Origin of the sequence: Micromonospora citrea (assembly GCF_049629545.1) — a bacterium.
GTDB classification, from domain to species: domain Bacteria; phylum Actinomycetota; class Actinomycetes; order Mycobacteriales; family Micromonosporaceae; genus Micromonospora; species Micromonospora citrea_A.
The window spans coordinates 36,494-54,957 of record NZ_JBNADX010000012.1; the positions used below are offsets into that span (position 1 = coordinate 36,494).

15 protein-coding genes are annotated in these 18,464 nt (G+C 75.0%); 11 read left to right on the top strand and 4 right to left on the bottom strand.

What is annotated here, in order from left to right; translation table 11 throughout:
- The first annotated feature begins 42 nt into the window (after positions 1 to 42).
- The 5 genes from ACPFP2_RS15070 to ACPFP2_RS15090 all read left to right on the top strand — a co-directional run bounded on the left by ACPFP2_RS15070 (position 43) and on the right by ACPFP2_RS15090 (position 5,962).
- Entirely contained in the window at positions 43 to 744 is a 702-nt protein-coding gene (locus ACPFP2_RS15070) for a response regulator transcription factor (RefSeq protein WP_088979374.1), read from the top strand.
- Positions 741 to 2,297: a sensor histidine kinase gene (locus tag ACPFP2_RS15075; RefSeq protein WP_424089789.1), complete on the top strand. Its 1,557-nt coding sequence runs from the start codon at positions 741 to 743 to the stop codon at positions 2,295 to 2,297. Before ACPFP2_RS15070 ends, ACPFP2_RS15075 begins: the two co-directional genes overlap by 4 nt.
- A gap of 62 nt (positions 2,298 to 2,359) precedes the next feature.
- Positions 2,360 to 3,937 carry a trypsin-like peptidase domain-containing protein gene (locus ACPFP2_RS15080; RefSeq protein WP_424089790.1) on the top strand — a complete coding sequence of 526 codons (1,578 nt, stop codon included), beginning with the start codon at positions 2,360 to 2,362 and terminating at the stop codon, positions 3,935 to 3,937.
- A gap of 161 nt (positions 3,938 to 4,098) precedes the next feature.
- Positions 4,099 to 4,770: a BON domain-containing protein gene (locus ACPFP2_RS15085; RefSeq protein ID WP_424089791.1), complete on the top strand. Its 672-nt coding sequence runs from the start codon at positions 4,099 to 4,101 to the stop codon at positions 4,768 to 4,770.
- 139 nt (positions 4,771 to 4,909) lie between these two features.
- A complete protein-coding gene (locus ACPFP2_RS15090) occupies positions 4,910 to 5,962 on the top strand; it encodes a glycosyltransferase family 4 protein (protein WP_424089891.1) in 1,053 nt (350 codons plus the stop codon).
- 6 nt (positions 5,963 to 5,968) lie between these two features.
- Here ACPFP2_RS15090 and ACPFP2_RS15095 read toward each other — a convergent pair whose 3' ends face one another.
- Positions 5,969 to 7,423 carry a serine/threonine-protein kinase gene (locus ACPFP2_RS15095; protein ID WP_424089792.1) on the bottom strand — a complete coding sequence of 485 codons (1,455 nt, stop codon included), beginning with the start codon at positions 7,421 to 7,423 and terminating at the stop codon, positions 5,969 to 5,971.
- Between the two features lie 170 nt (positions 7,424 to 7,593).
- On the opposite strand from ACPFP2_RS15095, the gene ACPFP2_RS15100 reads away from it, so the two are divergent.
- From ACPFP2_RS15100 to ACPFP2_RS15115, 4 genes are read left to right on the top strand one after another with little or no spacing between them, the layout of a single operon-like run.
- Positions 7,594 to 8,424 (top strand): patatin-like phospholipase family protein, encoded by an 831-nt coding sequence (locus ACPFP2_RS15100; protein ID WP_424089793.1) that lies wholly within the window; start codon positions 7,594 to 7,596, stop codon positions 8,422 to 8,424.
- Positions 8,424 to 9,461, top strand: coding sequence for a 1-acyl-sn-glycerol-3-phosphate acyltransferase (locus ACPFP2_RS15105; RefSeq protein ID WP_424089794.1), 1,038 nt, complete (start codon positions 8,424 to 8,426; stop codon positions 9,459 to 9,461). The genes ACPFP2_RS15100 and ACPFP2_RS15105 overlap by 1 nt, the downstream gene beginning before the upstream one ends.
- 9 nt (positions 9,462 to 9,470) lie before the next feature.
- The gene (gene cutA / locus ACPFP2_RS15110) at positions 9,471 to 9,791 is read left to right on the top strand and encodes a divalent-cation tolerance protein CutA (RefSeq protein ID WP_424089795.1); all 321 of its coding nucleotides are present in this window, start codon (positions 9,471 to 9,473) and stop codon (positions 9,789 to 9,791) included.
- A 47-nt stretch (positions 9,792 to 9,838) separates the two neighbouring features.
- Entirely contained in the window at positions 9,839 to 13,510 is a 3,672-nt protein-coding gene (locus tag ACPFP2_RS15115; RefSeq protein WP_424089796.1) for an SCO7613 C-terminal domain-containing membrane protein, read from the top strand.
- Positions 13,511 to 13,610: 100 nt separating this feature from the next.
- On the opposite strand, the gene ACPFP2_RS15120 is transcribed toward ACPFP2_RS15115, so the two are convergent.
- Positions 13,611 to 14,381, bottom strand: a complete 771-nt coding sequence (locus ACPFP2_RS15120; RefSeq protein ID WP_424089797.1) for a hypothetical protein — start codon at positions 14,379 to 14,381, stop codon at positions 13,611 to 13,613.
- 214 nt (positions 14,382 to 14,595) lie between these two features.
- Here ACPFP2_RS15120 and ACPFP2_RS15125 point away from each other — a divergent pair, with 214 nt between their 5' ends.
- Together ACPFP2_RS15125 and ACPFP2_RS15130 are read left to right on the top strand one after the other, a co-directional pair.
- Positions 14,596 to 14,889, top strand: coding sequence for a 4a-hydroxytetrahydrobiopterin dehydratase (locus tag ACPFP2_RS15125; protein ID WP_197701437.1), 294 nt, complete (start codon positions 14,596 to 14,598; stop codon positions 14,887 to 14,889).
- Complete coding sequence (locus tag ACPFP2_RS15130; RefSeq protein ID WP_424089798.1) at positions 14,886 to 16,037, top strand: FHA domain-containing protein; 1,152 nt, start codon at positions 14,886 to 14,888, stop codon at positions 16,035 to 16,037. The genes ACPFP2_RS15125 and ACPFP2_RS15130 overlap by 4 nt, the downstream gene beginning before the upstream one ends.
- A gap of 127 nt (positions 16,038 to 16,164) precedes the next feature.
- On the opposite strand, the gene rocD is transcribed toward ACPFP2_RS15130, so the two are convergent.
- Positions 16,165 to 17,379 (bottom strand): ornithine--oxo-acid transaminase, encoded by a 1,215-nt coding sequence (gene rocD / locus ACPFP2_RS15135; RefSeq protein ID WP_424089799.1) that lies wholly within the window; start codon positions 17,377 to 17,379, stop codon positions 16,165 to 16,167.
- The gene (gene ddaH / locus ACPFP2_RS15140; RefSeq protein ID WP_424089800.1) at positions 17,376 to 18,434 is read right to left on the bottom strand and encodes a dimethylargininase; all 1,059 of its coding nucleotides are present in this window, start codon (positions 18,432 to 18,434) and stop codon (positions 17,376 to 17,378) included. Before ddaH ends, rocD begins: the two co-directional genes overlap by 4 nt.
- Positions 18,435 to 18,464: the final 30 nt, after the last annotated feature.

Sequence of the window (18,464 nt, forward strand, 5' to 3'; positions counted from 1 at the left end):
GCGTCCAGCGCCGCCGCAGCGACGTCACGGATGATGGCGGACATGGCCGCTACCCAGACCGAGGCGCGACTGCTCGTCGTCGAGGACGACCCCAACATCCTCGAACTGCTCTCCGCCAGCCTGCGCTTCGCCGGTTTCGACGTCGCGACGGCCACCAGCGGCAGCGCGGCGCTGAGCACCGCGAAGGAGCACCGCCCCGACCTGGTGGTCCTCGACGTGATGCTGCCCGACCTCGACGGCTTCGAGGTCATCCGGATGCTCCGCGAGGGCGGCACGCGTACCCCGGTGGTCTTCCTGACCGCGCGGGACGCCACCGACGACAAGATCCGCGGCCTCACGCTGGGCGGCGACGACTACGTCACCAAGCCGTTCAGCCTGGAGGAGCTCACCGCACGGATCCGGGCGGTGCTGCGGCGTACGGCCACCGGCGAGCAGGCCCCCTCCCGGCTCACCTTCGCCGACCTGGAGCTGGACGAGGAGACCCACGAGGTGCACCGCGCCGGCCAGCGGGTCCAGCTCTCGCCGACCGAGTTCAAGTTGCTGCGCTACCTGATGCTCAACGCCAACCGGGTGCTCTCCAAGGCGCAGATCCTCGACCACGTCTGGAACTACGACTTCCGCGGCGACGACAACATCGTCGAGTCCTACATCTCCTACCTGCGCCGCAAGGTGGACAACACCCAGCCCCGGCTGATCCACACCCTGCGCGGCGTGGGCTACGTGCTGCGCAAGCCGGCGGCGTGAGCGTCCTCGACGACGCGAAGGGCCGGCTCCGCAGCGTCCCGCTCCGGGTCAAGCTGGTCGCCTCGGTGCTGGCGCTGGTCGCCGCCGCGCTGCTGGTGATCAGCTCGCTGACCACGTACTTCCTCCGCGAGTATCTGATCGCGCAGGTGGACGACCAGCTGCGCGGAGACAGCATGGGGGTGGCCCGGGCGCTGGACCAGGCCCGCGGCGGCCAGATCCTGGTCGGCATCCCCACCGACTACGTCGCCGCGCAGGCGTCGCCGACCGCCGGGGTGCAGCCCACCTCCCGGTACTCCGGTCTGCGGCCGGAGGAACTGCCGCCGTTCCCCACCGACGTGCAGGGCTTCGCCGACCAGGTCGGTGATCCCTTCACCGTCCGTTCCGAGGACGGCCGGACCCGGTGGCGGATGCTCTACACCGATCTCGGCAACGGCCGGATCCTGGCGCTGGGGCAGCACCTCAACGACGTCGACCTCGCCGTCAAGCGGTTGGTCTGGATAGACCTCCTGGTCGGCGGCGCGGTGCTGGTCCTGCTCGCCTCGATCGGCGCGGCCATCGTCCGGACCAGCCTCAAGCCACTGGTGGAGATCGAGCGCACCGCCGCCGCGATCGCCGGGGGTGATCTGACCCGACGGGTGCCCGACCCGGAGGAGGGACAACCCTGCGCCACGTCCGAGCTGGGGCGGCTGTCGCGCGCCTTGAACGCGATGCTGACCCAGATCGAGGCCGCCTTCACCGCCCGAGCGGCGTCCGAGGCGGCCGCCCGGGCGGCCGAGGCCGGTGCCCGCGACGCCGCGCACGCCGCGCAGGCGTCCGAGGCGCGGGCCCGACGCTCGGAGGAACGGATGCGGCAGTTCGTCGCGGACGCCTCGCACGAGCTGCGTACCCCGCTGACCACCATTCGCGGTTTCGCCGAGCTGTACCGGCAGGGCGCCGCCCGGGCTCCCGAGCAGACCGCCGACCTGCTGCGCCGTATCGAGGACGAGGCGGCCCGGATGGGGCTGCTCGTGGAGGACCTGCTGCTGCTCGCCCGGCTGGACCGGGAGCGCCCGCTGTCGCTGGCCCCGGTGGAGCTGCCGGTGCTCGCCTCGGACGCCGTGCAGGCCGCCCGGGTGGTCGCCCCGGACCGCCGGATCGAACTGGACATCGAGCCGGGCTCGGGTCCGCTGGTGGTGCACGGGGACGACGCCCGGCTGCGGCAGGTGATCGGCAACCTGATGACCAACGCGCTCACCCACACCCCGCCGGAGGCCGCGGTGACGCTGCGGCTGCGCGGCGAACCGGGGAACCTGGCCGTGGTGGAGGTGGCCGACACCGGCCCCGGTCTCGCCCCCGAGCAGGCCGAGCGGGTCTTCGAGCGCTTCTACCGGGCCGACGCCGCCCGGACCCGCCGGGCGAGCGGAATCACCAGCACCGGCCTGGGGCTGGCCATCGTCGCCGCGCTGGTCGCCGCGCACCACGGCACGGTCGAGGTGGGCACGACACCGGGCGGCGGGGCGACCTTCCGGGTCAGGCTGCCGTTGCTGCCGAACGCGGACAGCGAAGCGGAGTGACTTTCAGAAAACATCCAGGCTGATTCCAGGCTGATGACAGTGCGACGGGAGAAGGTGGACCCATGAACGAGTTCGAGACCGACCCGCAGCGGCGGCCGGCCGCCCCCGACGCCGAGCCGTCGCACCCCACCGCCGAGCTGTCCCGCGTCGAGCCCGGGCAGTCGGACTCGACCGGGAGCCTCCCGGCCGACCGCCCCGCCGGCGCCGCGGGGGAGCCGGCGGGCACCCCGTCCGCGCCGGCCTCGCCGTACCCGTCGCCCGGCGACGCGCAGACCTCGGCCGCGCCGTACGGGCAGGCACCGGCCGCGCCGTACGGGCAGTCGTCGGCCGCGCCGTACGCGCAGCCGTCGGCCGCGCCGTACGGGCAGTCCTCCGCCGCGCCGTACGGGCAGCCGTCGGCGGCGCCGTACCCGGCGGGGGCGCAGGGCGGCTACCAGCCCGGCTCGTCGTACCGGCCCGGTTCGTACCCGGCCGCCGGCCACCAGTCCGGCTACGCCCCGTCCGGCTGGCCGGGCGGGCACCCGGGCGGTCCGGTCCCGCCGCAGCACGCCGGGCAGCCGGTGCCGCCGTGGGCCGCCCCGCCCCGCCCCTCGAAGGTGGCCAAGTTCGTCGGCGCCGGGGTCGCGGTCTTCGCCCTGATGCTCGGCTCGGGCGTGGCGGGCGGCGCGCTCGCGCTCGCCGTGGACGGCGACTCGGGCGGTGTCAACCGCACCTACTCGGCCGCCCCGGTGATCAACAGCGCCGACCTGCCCAAGATCGCCGCCGCCGTCCAGGACAGTGTGGTCTCGATCGCCACCGACAACGGTGAGGGCTCCGGCGTGATCCTCAGCGCGGACGGCTTCGTGCTCACCAACAACCACGTGGTCGCCTCCGCCTCGGGCGACGCCGTCCGGGTGATCTTCGCGAACGGGAAGACCGCGCAGGCGAAGATCGTCGGCACCGACCCGAAGACCGACCTCGCGGTGATCAAGGCCAGCGGCGTCAGCGACCTGAAGGCCGCGAAGTTCGGCGACAGCGACGGCATGCAGGTCGGCGACCAGGTGCTCGCCCTGGGCAGCCCGCTCGGCCTGCAGGGTTCGGTCACCGCCGGCATCCTCAGCGCCCGGGACCGCACCATCCGGGCCGGCGGCAACGGCCAGCAGCAGGACCCGCAGCAGGGCGCCAGCTCGATCTCCGGGCTGCTCCAGACCGACGCCCCGATCAACCCCGGCAACTCCGGCGGCGCGCTGGTCAACACCCGCGGCGAGGTGATCGGCATCAACACCGCCATCGCCACCGCCGGGCAGGGCAGCAGCGGCAACATCGGCGTCGGCTTCGCCATCCCGAGCAACAAGGCCAAGGACGTCGCCGGCAAGCTCCAACGCGGCGAGAAGGTCAGCCACCCGTCCCTTGGTGTCAGCGTCACCCCGGCCGAGAACGGCGGCGCGCTGGTCTCGGCGGTCGTGCCCGGCAGCGCCGCCGAGAAGGCCGGCCTCCAGCGCGGCGACGTGATCACCAAGTTCGGCGACACGGTGGTCAACGACTCCAACGACCTGGTGGGCGCGGTGCAGGCCGGCAAGGTCGGCGACCGGGTCGAGGTGACGTACCAGCGAAACGGATCCGAGGCGACGGCAACCGTCACGCTCGCCGAGACGTCATAGAGAACAGACCTGCCTCCTCCACGGGCGGCGGGCGGCGGAGCCGAGGGGGTCGGCTCCACCGCCCGCCGCCCTCTTCGTGTGGGTCACCCGGTGCGGGTGACCCGGGCTCACCCGCCGCGTCGGCATCCTGACCGGGAGCCGACCGTACGGAGGGGGACGCCATGGGCACGGCAGCGGCCGTCCGCACCGACCAGCACATCCAGCGCGACGTCCTCGACGAGCTGGCCTGGGACCCCCAGGCACAGCCGCACGAGATCGGGGTCGCCGTCGCCGACGGCGTGGTCACGCTGACCGGCCGGGTGGACAGCTACGCCCGCAAGTGGGCGGCTCAGCGCTGCGCGCACCGGGTACGGGGCGTGCGGGCGGTCGCCGACGACGTCGAGGTACGCCTGCCCGGGCTGGACGGGCAGGACGACGCCGAACTGGCCCTCGCCGCCGTCCGGGCACTGGAGTGGGACAGCTTCGTGCCCTCCGAGCGCCTCGACGTGACGGTGGCCGACGGCTGGCTGATGCTGCGCGGTGAGGTCGAGTTCGGCTACCAGCGGCGTACCGCCGAGCAGGAGCTGCGCCGCCTGCGCGGCGTACGCGGGGTGACCAACCTGGTCGAGGTGGTGCCACCGGCCCCGCCGAGCGCCGAGCAGACCGTCGCCGACCTGCGTCGGGCCCTGCGCCGCCGCACCGGCACCGAGGCGGTCACCGTGGAGCTCGCCGGTGACACCGTGGTGCTGCACGGCGAGGTGCGCTCCTGGTGGGAGCGGGACGAGGCGGAGCGGGTCGCCTGGTCCGCCCCGGGGGTACGGGCCGTGGACGACCGGCTCGTCGTCACCGGATGAGCCGTCCCGCCGGCCGTTTGACCCCGCCGGCAATGGGAAGACGCCGCCGATCGCGCTCACCGGGGACCAACGGGGAGGACCTGTGGCCGTGACCCACCGTCCGTCGGAACACCCGTCCGCCCGGCCGCTGCGCATCGCGATGGTGGTGCCGCCGTGGCTGTCGGTGCCGCCCCCCGGCTACGGGGGGCTGGAGCAGGTGGTGCACGGGCTGGTGGACACCCTGGTCGGGCGCGGGCACGCGGTGACCCTGTTCGGCGCGGGACGGCAGCACGGCACCGCGGCCGACTTCGTCTCCACCGTTCCCGAGCTGCAGTACGACCGGCTCGGCGAGTCGCTGCCCGAGCTGGCCCACCTGGCCCGGGTGAACCACCTCGTGACTCCGGCGGACTTCGACGTCGTGCACGACCACACCACGATCGGCCCGCTGGTCGCCGGTCGGCGGGCGGTGCCCACGGTCGCCACCGTGCACGGCAACCCGGTGGGGGAGTACGGCACGGTGCTCAGCGACACCGACCACGGCGTCGGGCTGGTGGCCATCTCCCACGCGCAGCGACGGGCGAACCCGAGCCTGCCCTGGGTGGGGACGGTGCACAACGCGATGGACGCCACGGACCTGCCGCGCAAGCGTGTCCCCGGCCGTGGACCGGTGCTCTGGCTCGCCCGGTTCAGCCCGGACAAGGGCCCGGACCTCGCCATCCGCGCGTGCCGGGCGGCCGGACTGCCGCTGACCCTGGCCGGCAAGTGCAACGAACCCGCCGAGCGGCGCTACTACGCCGAGGTCGTCGAGCCGATGCTGGGTTCCGACGTCACCGTGGTGATGAACGCCGACCGGGCGGCGACCCTGCGGCTGCTCGTCGACGCCCGTTGCCTGATCATGCCGATCCAGTGGGAGGAGCCGTTCGGCATGGTCATCGTGGAGGCCATGGCGACCGGCACCCCGGTGGTGGCGCTGCGTCGCGGGGCCGTACCGGAGCTGGTGGTGGAGCGGGTGACCGGGCTGGTGCGCGACCGCGCGGAGGAGCTGCCGGCGGCGCTGCGCGAGGTGGACCGGCTCGACCCGGCGGCCTGCGTCGCGCACGCGGTGGAGAACTTCTCGACCGAGCGGATGGCCGCCGGCTACGAGGACGTCTACCGGCGGTTCGCCCTGGGCGTGGCGGCGGCCCGGGAGCCGGCGCCGCTCGCCGCCCGCTGACCCCGCTCAGACCTGGCCGGTGCCGAGACCCAGGATGGCGGTGTCGAGGTGCCGGGCGAACGCCGGGGTGATGGCGCCCTCCTGCACCCGCCGGGTGACCTTCTCCCGCAGCCGGGCCACCGGTTCGGCGAGGTCGGCGCGCCCGTCGGCCGCCTCCCGGGTCAGGTTGGCCAGCACGTTGCGCAGGTCGACGCCGACGTCGGACCGGATGTCACCGCTACGTACCCCGTCGTCGATCAGGGTGCGCAGCCGCTCGGCGGCCTCGGTGAGCCCGCCTGCGCCCTGCCCGCCGTCGGGCGCGGGCTGCGGCCGGGACGGCGGGGACGTGCTGGTCGCCGTGGCGGTCGGAGCGGCCGGAGGCACGGTGATCTCGTCCTCCGGGACGACCGGCGGACCGGCGGTCGGCGCGGTGGTCGGCAACGCGCCCGCCGGTGGCGCCGGCGAGCGGGGCGTCAGGGTGGGTGCGATCAGCGCCGCCGCCGTGACGACCAGCGCCAGCCCGCCGACCACCACGAGCGGCCGTCGGGCCGTCGGCCGGGCGGCCGGAGCCGGTGCGGCGTCCTGCGGCCCGGTGGCGAGCGCGGGCAGGGTCACCGTCGGCGAGAGCATCGTGGCCGCCTGCGGGTCGCCGGGCAGCATCTGGTCGCGCAGCGCCGCGGCCACCTGGTGCGCGGTGGGCCGGTCCCGCGGGTCGCGGGCCAGGCAGCGCAGACAGGTACGCGCCACCGTCGGCGGCAGCCCCGGTACGCCGTCCAGCGAGGGCGACTCCTCGGACTGCAACGCCGTGCCCAGATCCTCCCAGGTGTCCGCCGGGTACGGCACCTGCCCGGTCAGCGTCTCGTAGAGCAGCACGCCCAGGGAGTAGACGTCGGTGGCCGGCTGGGCCGGCGCCCCGTCCAGCCGCTCCGGAGCGACGTACGCGGGGGTGCCGAAGGTGCCGCCGTCCTCGTCCTCGTCGGGGGCGCCGACCTGGGTGGCGATGCCGAAGTCCAGCACCTTGGCGCCGACCCGGGTCATCATCACGTTGGCGGGGGTGATGTCCCGGTGCACGATGCCGAGCCGGTGCGCGGCGGCGAGCGCCTCGGCCACCTGCGCGCCCACCTCCACCGCCTCCGGCCAGGGCAGCGGCCCCTCGCTGAGCCGGTTCTCCAGCTCCTCCCCGCTGAGCAGCTCCATCACCACGAAGGAGGTGATCTCGCCGTCCGGGGCCAGCGTCTCGCCGTAGTCGTGCACGGCGGTCACGTGCGGGTGCACGAGCTGGGCGGCCGAGCGGGCCTCCTCGCGCACCATGTCGCGGAAGCGGGCGTCGGCGGCCAGCGAGGGGGCCAGGACCTTGACCGCGACGACCCGGTCGAGGACCTCGTCGCGGGCACGCCAGATGACCGACATCCCACCGGCCCCGATCTGGTCGATGAGCCGGTACCGGCGGGCCAGCAACCGGCCGGGTTGCAGCGCTGCCATCAGTGATCGCACCTGCCTCGGGGTGGGGGCGGTATCAGGTTGCGGGAAGGTGTCCGCCGTGTCAACGGGCGTCCCCTTTTCCGGTGACCCTCCGCGCCGAGCGGTGTGCCCGGTGCGACGGCCAGCGTCTCCGGCGGGGTGAGCGGCGCGCACGTGCCAGGATGGGCGACATGGGTGGCGGTCCGGTGGCGTTCGTGCTCGGTGGCGGGGGAGTGCTCGGCGCGGTCGAGGTGGGCATGCTGCGTGCCCTGTTCCGCGCCCGGATCCGTCCCGACGTCGTGCTCGGCACCTCGATCGGGGCGGTCAACGGCGCGCTGGTCGCCGCCGATCCGACCGAGGCGGTGACCGACCGGCTGGTCCGGCTCTGGGCCTCGCCCGAGGCGAGCGAGGTGTACGGCGACTCGGTCGCCCGCCAGCTGCGCCGCTTCGCCGCCCGCACCCACCTGCACTCGCCCCGGCCGCTGCGCAAGCTGCTGGAGGGGGAGCTGGGTCCGGAGACCACCTTCGCCGACCTGAAGGTGCCGTTCCGCTGCTGCGCCGCCAACATCGAGCGGGCCGCCGAGCACTGGTTCCACGAGGGACCGTTGGTGCCGGCCGTGCTCGCCTCCGCCTCGGTGCCGGGGCTGCTGCCGCCGGCCCAGATCGACGGGCAGCACTACATCGACGGGGGGATCGTCAACTCCATCCCGATCGGCGAGGCGGTCGCGGTCGGCGCGGAGCGGATCTTCGTACTCCAGGTGGGCCGGATCGAGCGGGAACTGACCCCGCCCCGGCGGCCCTGGGAGATCGCCCAGGTCGCGTTCGAGATCGCCCGCCGGCACCGGTTCGCCCGGGAGATGGCGGTGTTGCCGGACGGGGTGGAGGTGCACGTGCTGCCGACCGGCGGGCTGGAGCCCCGGGACGACAGCCCGTGGGCGTACCGGGACATGGCGGCGGTGGGGCGGCGGATCAGCCGCGCCTACACCGCCTCCCGGCACTACCTGGCCACGCTGGACCGCTGATGCCGCTGCCACCGCGGTGGGTCCGTCGGCTGCTGCTCGCCCCCGGCGTGGTGCTGCTCGCCGTGCTGATGGTCACCACGGTGCCGGTCTGGGCGCTGCTCGGCCTGGCCGTCTCGCCGTTCGTCCCGGGCCGGCTGCGGCCGCTGCGTCTGCTCTGGATCGGCTGCGTCTACCTGGTCTGGGACGCGGCGGCGCTGATCGCGCTCTTCGGGCTCTGGCTGGCCTCCGGCTTCGGGGCGCGCAAGCGTTCGCCGGCCTTCCAGCGCGCCCACTACCTGCTCGCCGGCCGGTTCCTCCAGGTGCTCTTCTGGCAGGCCCGGTGGACGCTGCGGCTGCGTATCGACGTGGTCGGCACCGACCCGGACACCGCCCTGCCCGGCCGCCCCGAGCTGGTGCTCTGCCGGCACGCCGGGCCGGGGGACTCGTTCATCCTGATCCACGCCCTGGTCAACTGGTTCCGGCGCGAGCCGCGGATCGTGCTCAAGGAGAGCCTGCAGTGGGACCCGGCGATCGACGTGCTGCTCAACCGGCTGCCCAACCGGTTCATCGCACCCGGCGCGGACGGCCGTGACTCGGCGGTACGGCAGATCGGCCATCTCGCCACCGACCTGGACGACGACGACGCGTTCGTGATCTTCCCGGAGGGCGGCAACTTCACCCCGCACCGCCGGTTGCGGGCCATCGCCCGGCTGCGCACGCTGGGCCTGGAACGGATGGCCCTGCGCGCCGAACGGATGCAGCACGTGCTCGCCCCGCAGCCCGGCGGCCTGCTCGCCGCCCTGGAGGCGTCCCCGGACGCCGGGGTGATCTTCGTGGCGCACACCGGGCTCGACCAGATGCTCACCGTCGCCGACGTCTGGCGTGAGCTGCCGATGGACAAGCGGATCGTGATGCGGTTCTGGTCGGTGCCGCCGGAGGAGATCCCGGCCGGGCGGCAGGAGCGCATCGACTGGCTCTTCGACTGGTGGGGCCGGATCGACGCGTGGATCGCCACCAACCGCGACGAGGCCGACGTCGACGGTCCCGGCGTTGCGTAGGGTGCGCTGGTGGAGCAGATCTGCGTGGTGACGACGGTGGTGGACGCGCGTCCGGTGGCGGACCGGCTGGCGGCCGCGTCGGTCGCCGACCGGCTGGCCGCCTGCGCCCAGGTCGGCGGCCCGGTCGACAGCACCTACCGGTGGCGCGGCGAGGTCGAGACCGCCACCGAATGGCCGGTGCAGTTCAAGACCGCCCCGGACCGGGTGGCCGCGCTGGTCGACCGGATCCGCGCCGACCACCCGTACGACGTGCCGGAGATCCTGGTGAGCCGGGTGGAGTGCGGAGACCCGGCGTACGCGGCCTGGGTGCGCGAGAACACCCGCGTCTAGGTACGCGCACTCTGTCGGGAATCCCATCTGGCCGTGAGGATGGCCGGGTGGAGAACAGCGCCTACCCCTGCCCCGCCTGCGGGGCGCCCGCCGACCTCGGTCGCGGGTGTTCCGGTTGCGGCCGGCCGCCGTACCCGCCCGCGGCGGAGGTGATCCGACTGGACCGGGAGATCGTCGTGCTGGCCCGGGAGGTGGAGCGGGCGCGCGAGGCGTACCGGGAGGTCTCCGGCCGGTTCGACGCGGCGCGCAGCCGGCGGGCGGAGCTGGCGGCCCGGGTCCGGGCGGAGGTGCCCCGGCAGGCGCCCGCTCTCCGGCCGGTGCCGGCGGCGGTCGGCGGGGGGCCGGCCGTCCCGGTCCCGGTGCGGCCGGTGCCGGTGGTGCCCGGGCGGCCGGAGACGTCGACCCGGACGGTGCAGGGGGTGCTGTTCGTCCTCGGTGGAGTGCTGCTCGGCACCGCCGCCGTGGTCTTCACCGCCGTCGCCTGGGCGGCGGTGGGGGTCGCCGGCCGGGCGCTGATCCTGGCCGCGTTCACCGTCCTCGCGCTGGCCGTGCCGCTGGTCGCGGCCCGGCGGGGGCTGCGCGGCACCGCGGAGACCTTCGCCGCGGTGGGACTGCTGCTGGTGGTCCTCGACGGGTACGCCGCCTGGGCGGTCGACCTGTTCGGCGCGGCCGCCTGGCCGGGCACCCGGTACGCCGCGCTGGTCGGGGGGGCCAGCGCGGCGGTCGCCGCCGGGTACGCTCAGGTCAGCCGGCTGACGGTGCCCTGGTTCGCGGCGCTGCTCGTCGTGCAGCCGGTGCTGCCGCTGGCCGCGGCCGAGGCCCGGCCGGACGCCGGCGGGTGGACCCTGGTCCTGCTCGGGGTGGCGCTGCTCGACCTCGTGGTGGTGGTCGCGCTGCGCCGCCGGTACCCGGCCGTACCCGTCGCCACGACGGCGGCGGTCGAGGCGTCCGGGGGGACGGCGGTGGCCGGCGTGGGCGCGCCGGCCACCGCTGCGGGGACGCGGAGCGGGGGGTCGGCGGCCGGCGGGGGGCCGGTCGCCGCACCGCGCGTGCCGGGTCCGGTACTGGCCGGACGGGTGCTCGCCTGGCTCGGCTTCGGGACCGCCACCCTGCTCGCCGCCGGCTGCGCCCTCGTGCCGCTCGCCTGGGGACGGGCCGCCGGGCAGCCGCTGCTCGCCGGGGCGCCGCTGCTGCTGGTGGCGCTGGTCGTGCTCGGCGGGGCGTGGGCCGCCGGGGAGCGGACGCTCCGCCGGATCGCGGCGGGACTGCTGGTGCCGGTGCTGGCCGCCGCGCTGCTGCGTCCGGTCGCCGAACTGCGCCCGGGCCTGCTGCTGGTGGCGGCGGCCCTGGTGACGACCGCGCTGGCCGGCGCGGTCCGGGTGCTCCCGGCCGGCGCGCGCTCCGGCCCCCGGGTCGGCACGCTGGTCGTCGCCGGGGGCCTCGCCCAGGTGGGCGTGCTCGCCACCCTCCTGGTGGCCGGCGGCGCGGTGGCCCGTTCGCAACCTCCGTGGCGGGGCGCGCGGCCCGGCTCGGCGCCGGACTGGGGCTGGCAGCTCCCGCTCGCCGTGCTGGCCGCCGCCGCCGTGTTCGTGCTGCTGCTGCCCCGGGCGGCCCGCCCGGTGACCGTGCTGCTCGGTGTGACGGCGACCGGGTTCGCGCTGCCCGCCGTCACCGCCACGCCATGGCCGGCGACCGTCGCCGTGGACCTGGTCCTCGCGGTGGTGCTCCTGGCCACCGTCCTGCGGCCGGGCCGCCGGACCCCGACCGTGCTGGTCGGCGCGCTGGCCGCCGCCTCCCTGGCCGGGCACGGGCTGCTCGTCGCCCTGGCCGCCCGGTCCGGGACGCTCGCCGCGCTCGGTGTCGTGCTGCTCGCCGGGTTCGCCGCGGCGGCCCTGTCCCGCCGGGGCACCCCGGCACAGCACGCCGTCGGCGGTCTCGCGCTGGTCGCGGCGCTGCTCGCCGTACCGGCCCAGGCGGTCGTCGCGCTCGTCGCTGCCGGAGCCGCCCCCGAATGGTCGGCCCGGGGCGGGTTCGCCGCCGCCGCGCTGACGCTCCTCGTGCTCGTCGCGGTCCGCCGTCACCGGCCGGACCTCGACGGGTACGCCTCGACCGCCACCACCGCGACGCTCGGCGTGCTCGCCCTGGCGCCGCTGGTCGTACCGGCCGAGTCGCTGGCGCTCTACGCGGCGTCGGCGGCGCTGCTGCTGGTCGCCGTCGACCGGGGCACCGACGTGTCGATGCCGGGTCGGGTGGTCGCCGCCGCGCTGACCGTGGTCGCCGGGCTCGCCGTCCTGCCCGCGACGGCGGAGGCGGTCTTCACCCCGTACGACGGGCCGGCGCGGCCCTGGTCCGGCGTACCCTCGACCGAACCGCTGCCCGGCGCGTGGACCGCGCTGGCGGCCTTGCTGGTGCTGGCCGTCGCCGCCCAGGTCCTCGCCGGACGGGCCGCTGTCGGACGGGGCACCCGGCTGCTGACCGGCGCCGCATTCGGGGCGGTCACGCTCCCGCTGGCGCTGGTGGCGCTCGGTGCGCCCTGGCCGGTCGTGCCGGCAGCGGTGTTCCTCACCGGACTCGCCGCGCTGCTGGTCGTCGCGCTGGCCCCGGCGGCACCGGTGGCTGTGATCGGCTCGCCAGCCCCAGCAGGTCCGGCCGGCTCCGTCACCTCGGCGGCTGCCGCCGACGCTCCGGCTTCGGCGGCACCGGCGGGTCCGGCGGCCTCCCCGGCCCGGCCGGGTGCGGGTCCGCTGCGCGGTCTGGTCCTGCTGCCGGTCGGGGTGCTCTGGACCCTCGCCGGGCTGGCCGGGCTGCTCGCCACCCGGGCCGGCACCCTCGCCGGGCTGGCCCTGCTCGTGGTCGCGGCGGTGGTGGTCGGTGCCGTCGGGCGGCGGGCCGGGGCGCGGGTGCTGGGCAGTCTCGTGGCGGTCGCCGCCGCCACCGGTTTCGCGGTGACCGCGTCGCTCGCCGCCGGGCTGCCGCTGCGTACCGCCGGGTTCGCCGTGCTGGCGGTGGCGGTGGTGGTGCTGTTCCTCACCCCGCCGCTGGCCCGGCGGGTGGCCCTGGCCGGTCGGGCGATGGAGGCGGCGGCCCAGGCGGTGGCGCTGGTGGCGCTGCTGTTCAGCGTGCCGGCGCTACGGCACGCCGCCGCGCTCTGCGTGCTGTGGGGCGTGGCGGTGGCGCTGCGGGTGCTGCGCCGGGGCGAGTCCACCGCCGGGCGGTGGGCGTTCGCGGGTATCGCCGGGGTCAGCGAGCTGCTCGGCGCCTGGCTGTTGCTCGCGGCCGGCGGGGTGGTGCTGCTGGAGGCGTACACCCTGCCGGCGGCCGGATTGGCGCTCGTCGCGGGCCTGGTGGCGCTGCGTACCCGGCCGGGGCTGAACAGTTGGCTCGCGCTCGGCCCGGGGCTGGTCGCCGGGCTGCTGCCCGGCCTGGTGTCGGTGCTGGTCGCACCGGATCCCCAACCGTGGCGGCGGCTGCTGCTCGGGGCGGCCGCGCTGGGCGTGGTCCTCGCCGGGGCGAACCGCCGCTGGCAGGCCCCGGTGGTGCTCGGCGGATCCACCCTGACCCTGCTCGCCCTGCACGAGTTGGTCCGCGGGTGGGACCTGCTGCCCCGATGGATCTTCCTGGCCGTCGGCGGGCTGGCGCTGATCGCCCTGGCCGCCACCTACGAGCGGCGTCGCCGTGACCTGGCCCGACTGCGGGCGGCGGTCGGGCGGATGAGCTGACCCGCCGGCGGAGCACGACCGGCACGGCGGCATGCGAGGAGCGGCATGCGCGACGGGGCGGCACCAACCGGTGCCGCCCCGTCCGTGCGTCGTGCCGGGGTCAGCCGCCGAACGCCTTGATCAGCTCCTCGGGAGCCTCGATGGTCTGGCCCGCGGCCGGCTTCTCCGGCTGCACCGGGGCGCCGAAGTCGGTGTAGGTGGTGGTCAGCTTGCCCGCCGCCGGGTGCAGGACGGTGGTGTCGACCACCAGCTCGACCAGCCGGCCCTGGTCGTCGGTCTTCGCGGTGAAGGGGACCGCCTTGGCCTTGGCGCCGAGCGCCTTGATCGCCTTGTCGTCCGGCTTGGCCCTGGAGTAGTCCAGCGTGCCGGCGAAGCTGCGCTCGCCGGTCTTCTCCACCTTGGTCACCCCCTTGATCATCTGCTTGGCGCCGCCCGGGTCGCCGTCCGGCATCAGGTTCATCTGACCGCCTGCGCCGAGCCGGGTGGCGTCCATGTGCAGCCACTGCTTCGGCGCGCCCGACATGCCGCTGATCTTCATCCAGGCGTCGTCACCGATGGTGATCATCCGGACCTTGCCCTGGGCACCCATGTCCATCGTCATGTCCATGGACTTGGTCCGCGGGTCCATCAGGCCGCCGCCCTTGAGCACGGACGAGGTGATGGTGGCCCGGACGCTGTCCTGGTTGAGCTTGAGCGCGGCGGCGGTCAGTTCGTCGAGCGGGTCCGCCGGGGCGCTGCTGCTCGGGGCGACGCCGGTGGCGCTCGCGCCGGCGGCTGGAGTGTCCGCTCCGGTCTGGTTGCCGCAGCCGGTCAGCAGACCCAGCGCGGCGACGAGCGCGACCCCCGTGGTCGCCAGCCGTCGAGTGTTCATCGTGGAGTGTCTCCTCGTGAAGGGTGGGCCGGGGGACGCGGTGCGCCCGCCCCGGCCGGGCCGTCGGTCAGCGTATCGGTGGGGCGCGACAGCGGCCGTACCGTCGCCGTCCGCGCGTCGCCGATCGTGGCCTCGATACTCACGCTGCGTACGCGGGTGGTGGTGGGGACCGACGCGTCCGACCGGCCGACGGGGCTCCCGGTAGGGTCGGGGCATGGCAGACCTGCTCACCGCGGAGGCGGTGCGAGAAGAGTTGGGCGGGCTGACGGACTGGTCGGGCGATCCGACCGGAATCGGCCGTACCGTGCAGCTGGGCAGCTTCCCCGACGCCATCGCCGTGGTCGACCGGGTCGCGGTGGTCGCCGAGCGGCTCGACCACCATCCCGACATCGACATCCGGTGGCGGACCCTGACCTTCCGGTGCGTCACCCACTCCGCCGGTGGGGTCACCCACCGTGACGTGGAGTTGGCGCGCCACATCGACGACATCGTCCGGAGCGTCCGATGAGATTCGAGATCAGCAAGGTCCTGGACGCCATCGAGGGGCGGGTCTGCACCGATCCCTCCCTGGCCCGGGCCGTCCTGGACCTCGCCGAGGTGATCCGCTACCAGGACCTCGACGGCGGCCGGCCGGCCAGCCTGCTGCGGCTGGGCATGGTCATCGACGCCCTGTCCCGGCAGTTGGAGGAGGACAGCGTCCCGGTCTACGCCGTGGTGCACCGGGCCCTGCTCTCCGACGCCGACCTCACCTCCAACGAGCGCATGGTCGTCCGGCGCTGGGCCGACGACGGGCTGGTCGAGGTGCTGGACAATCCGGGCGACCGGATGCTGGAGGTCGCCGACCTGCTCGGCCTGCCGGTGCTCACCCGGGTCCGCTTCGACGGCCTGCGCGGTCGCTTCCCCTGGCTGGTGGAGCAGCCGGGCCGGGTGCTCGCCCCGGCGCCCGGCGCGGGCGGGCCGGTCTTCGTCGCCCACGTCGGCGGCGGGCAGACGCCGGTCGCCGGGGACCGTTCGCCGGTCGGGGAGAAGCTGCTCGCCCGGCAGTGGCGCTGCCCGGAGCCGGGCTGCGCGTTGTTCGGTGGCGGTGGAGGCGGCGGCGCCTTCGCCGACCTGGCCCGGGTGGAACGGGCTCCGGCCGGTCAGCCGCCACCCTCGCTGCGCAACGGTGCGCCGACCTGCCCCCGGCACGGCACCCGGCTCTCCGACGCCGGCCCGCGCCCGCGCAGCGAGGTGCTCGCGGTACGCATCGGCGGGCTGATCCGCCGCCGGTTCGTGCTGACCGAGGAGCAGCCGGTGCTGGTCGGGCGGGCGCCCGAGGGCAGCGGCGCGATCATGCTCGGTCAGTGGCTCAACGACGAGGCGCGCCGCTGGATCAGCCGCAACCACATCCGGCTCGAACTGCGCGTCGGTGAGGTGATCGTGACCGACGTGAGCACCAACGGCTCGGGCATCCGACCCAACGGGTCGATGACCGAGTCGGAGCGCATCGCGCTCGCGCCCAAGCAGTCCCGGGTGCTCGCCGGGGCCGACATGGTGGAGCTCTACCCGGGCGTCCAGGTCGGCCGGGCCGACGAGCTGCCCACCGGTGCCCCGTTCACCCCCACCTCGGTGATGGCCGAGGCCCCCACCATGGCGATGCGGCTGCCCCGCCCCTGACCCACCCCGCCGCAGGCACCGTGCCGACCGTCGGCGGACGGTGCCGTCGCCGCCTCTTGCGGGCGTGGCGCAGAACGCGACGGGCGCCGGGACCCTCGGTCCCGGCGCCCGTTCCGCGCACGGAGGCTCAGCCGGCCAGCACGGCGGCGAGCTGGGCCACGGCGTGGTCGATCTCGTCGGCGGTGATCACCAGCGGCGGGGCGAGCCGGATGGTGGAGCCGTGGGTGTCCTTGGCGAGGACGCCCCGCTCCATGAGCCGCTCGCAGGCCTGACGACCGGTCATCAGCGCCGGGTCGATGTCCACACCGGCCCAGAGACCCCGAACCCGGACGGCGACGACGCCCTTGCCGATCAGCCCTTCCAGGCCGGCCCGCAGGCGTGCGCCCAGCTCGGCCGAGCGGCGCTGGAACTCGCCGGTGGCCAGCAGCCGGACCACCTCGGTGGCGACCGCGCAGGACAGCGGGTTGCCGCCGAAGGTCGAGCCGTGCTGGCCCGGCTTCAGCACCCCGAGCACGTCGGTGTTCGCGGCGACCGCCGAGACCGGCACGATGCCGCCGCCGAGCGCCTTGCCCAGCAGGTACATGTCCGGCACGACACCCTCGTGGTCACAGGCGAACGTGTGGCCGGTGCGGCCCAGGCCGGACTGGATCTCGTCGGCGATGAAGAGGACGTTCCGCTCGGTGCAGACCCGGCGTACGCCCGGCAGGTAGCCCTCCGGCGGCAGCACGACGCCCTGCTCGCCCTGGATCGGTTCCAGCAGCACGGCCACGGTGTTCTCGTCGATCGCGGCGGCCAGCGCGTCCAGGTCGCCGTAGGGGACGACCGTGAAGCCCGGGGTGTACGGCCCGAAGTCGGCGCGGGCGTCCTCGTCGGTGGAGAAGCTGACGATGGTGGTCGTACGGCCGTGGAAGTTGCCCTCGGCCACCACGATGTTGGCCTGGCCCGGGGCGACGCCCTTGACCTGGTAGCCCCACTTGCGGGCGACCTTGATGCCGGTCTCCACCGCCTCGGCGCCGGTGTTCATCGGCAGGACCAGGTCCTTGCCGCACAGCTCGGCCAGTTCCTTGCAGAAGTCGGCGAACTGGTCGTGGATGAACGCCCGGCTGGTGAGGGTCAGCTTGTCGAGCTGCTCGTGCGCGGCCCGGATCAGCGTCGGGTGCCGGTGGCCGAAGTTCAGCGCCGAGTAGCCGGCGAGACAGTCCAGGTAGCGGCGGCCGTCCACATCGGTCAGCCAGGCGCCCTCCGCCGAGGAGATCACCACCGGCAGCGGGTGGTAGTTGTGCGCGGTGTGGCGCTCCGCGTCCCGTACCGCGGCCGGAGTCCGCAGCATGTCCTCGATCACTTGCTCGCCTTTCCCTGACGGAGTCGCAACGTGCAGCACTTCGGTCCGCCGCCGGCCTTGCGCAGCTCGGACAGGTCGATCCCGATGGTCTCGTAACCCCGGTCGCGCAGCTTCGCGGCCAGGTCGGTGGCCTGCGCGGGCAGCACCACGTGCCGGCCGTCGCTGACCGCGTTCAGGCCCAGCACCTGCGCATCGGCCATGGTGGCGTGCACGGCGTCGGGGAAGAGCCGGCGCAGCACCGCCCGGCTGCCGGGGGAGAACGCCTCCGGCAGGTACGCCACGGTCCGCTCGTCGAGCACGGTCAGCGCGGTGTCCAGGTGGTAGAAGCGCGGGTCCACCAGCTGCATGGTGATCACCGGGTAGCCGAAGACCTCCTGCAACTGGGCGTGCGAGGCGTGCGCGGTGCGGAACCCGGTGCCGGCGAGCAGGTGGTCGCCGGCCAGCAGGACGTCGCCCTCGCCCTCGTTGACGTGCTTCGGGTCGTACAGCTCGAAGCCGGCGGCCTCGAACCAGGCGCGGTACGCGGGGGCCTCGTCGGCGCGCTGCGGGTCGCGGAACTGCACGGCCATCGCCTTGCCGTCGATCACCGTGCCGCCGTTGGCGGCGAAGACCATGTCCGGCAGGCCGGCGACCGGGTCGATCAGCTCGACCGAGTGGCCCAGGTCGAGGTAGGTCTGGCGCAGCTGCTCCCACTGCCGGATGGCGAGGTCGGCGTCGACCGGCGCGCTCGGGTCCATCCACGGGTTGATCGCGTAGTCGACGGCGAAGTACGTCGGCCGGCACATCAGGTAGCGCTGGCTGGTGGCGTCCATCGTCATGTCCTGCTCCTGGGGTCGGGCGCGCCCGGCCACCGTGGCCCACGGGCTGGCGCCGTTGGTCAACGGTATGCGGCACCGGCCGACGACATCCACCGTCGAGGCTTGCGTAATGCATGGAATCGTTGCGTCTGATCGGTCATGGCCGACGAATCGTTGCGCGGGCTCCGTTCCGGGTGACGTTAGCCCTCGTGGCCCGGTGGATGATCGACGCCGGCGACGGCGCCGGGGCCCGGACATGCTTCGGGGGCGGCGCGAACGCCGCCCCCG

Coding starts and splice junctions, on each gene's coding strand:
- ACPFP2_RS15120 (WP_424089797.1), bottom strand. CDS start 14,381: ATGAACACTCGACGGCTGGCGACCACGGGGGTCGCGCTCGTCGCCGCG.
- ACPFP2_RS15105 (WP_424089794.1), top strand. CDS start 8,424: ATGCCGCTGCCACCGCGGTGGGTCCGTCGGCTGCTGCTCGCCCCCGGC.
- ACPFP2_RS15085 (WP_424089791.1), top strand. CDS start 4,099: ATGGGCACGGCAGCGGCCGTCCGCACCGACCAGCACATCCAGCGCGAC.
- ACPFP2_RS15090 (WP_424089891.1), top strand. CDS start 4,910: ATGGTGGTGCCGCCGTGGCTGTCGGTGCCGCCCCCCGGCTACGGGGGG.
- ACPFP2_RS15080 (WP_424089790.1), top strand. CDS start 2,360: ATGAACGAGTTCGAGACCGACCCGCAGCGGCGGCCGGCCGCCCCCGAC.
- ACPFP2_RS15130 (WP_424089798.1), top strand. CDS start 14,886: ATGAGATTCGAGATCAGCAAGGTCCTGGACGCCATCGAGGGGCGGGTC.
- ACPFP2_RS15100 (WP_424089793.1), top strand. CDS start 7,594: ATGGGTGGCGGTCCGGTGGCGTTCGTGCTCGGTGGCGGGGGAGTGCTC.
- ACPFP2_RS15125 (WP_197701437.1), top strand. CDS start 14,596: ATGGCAGACCTGCTCACCGCGGAGGCGGTGCGAGAAGAGTTGGGCGGG.
- ACPFP2_RS15095 (WP_424089792.1), bottom strand. CDS start 7,423: ATGGCAGCGCTGCAACCCGGCCGGTTGCTGGCCCGCCGGTACCGGCTC.
- ddaH (WP_424089800.1), bottom strand. CDS start 18,434: ATGTCCGGGCCCCGGCGCCGTCGCCGGCGTCGATCATCCACCGGGCCA.
- ACPFP2_RS15070 (WP_088979374.1), top strand. CDS start 43: ATGGCCGCTACCCAGACCGAGGCGCGACTGCTCGTCGTCGAGGACGAC.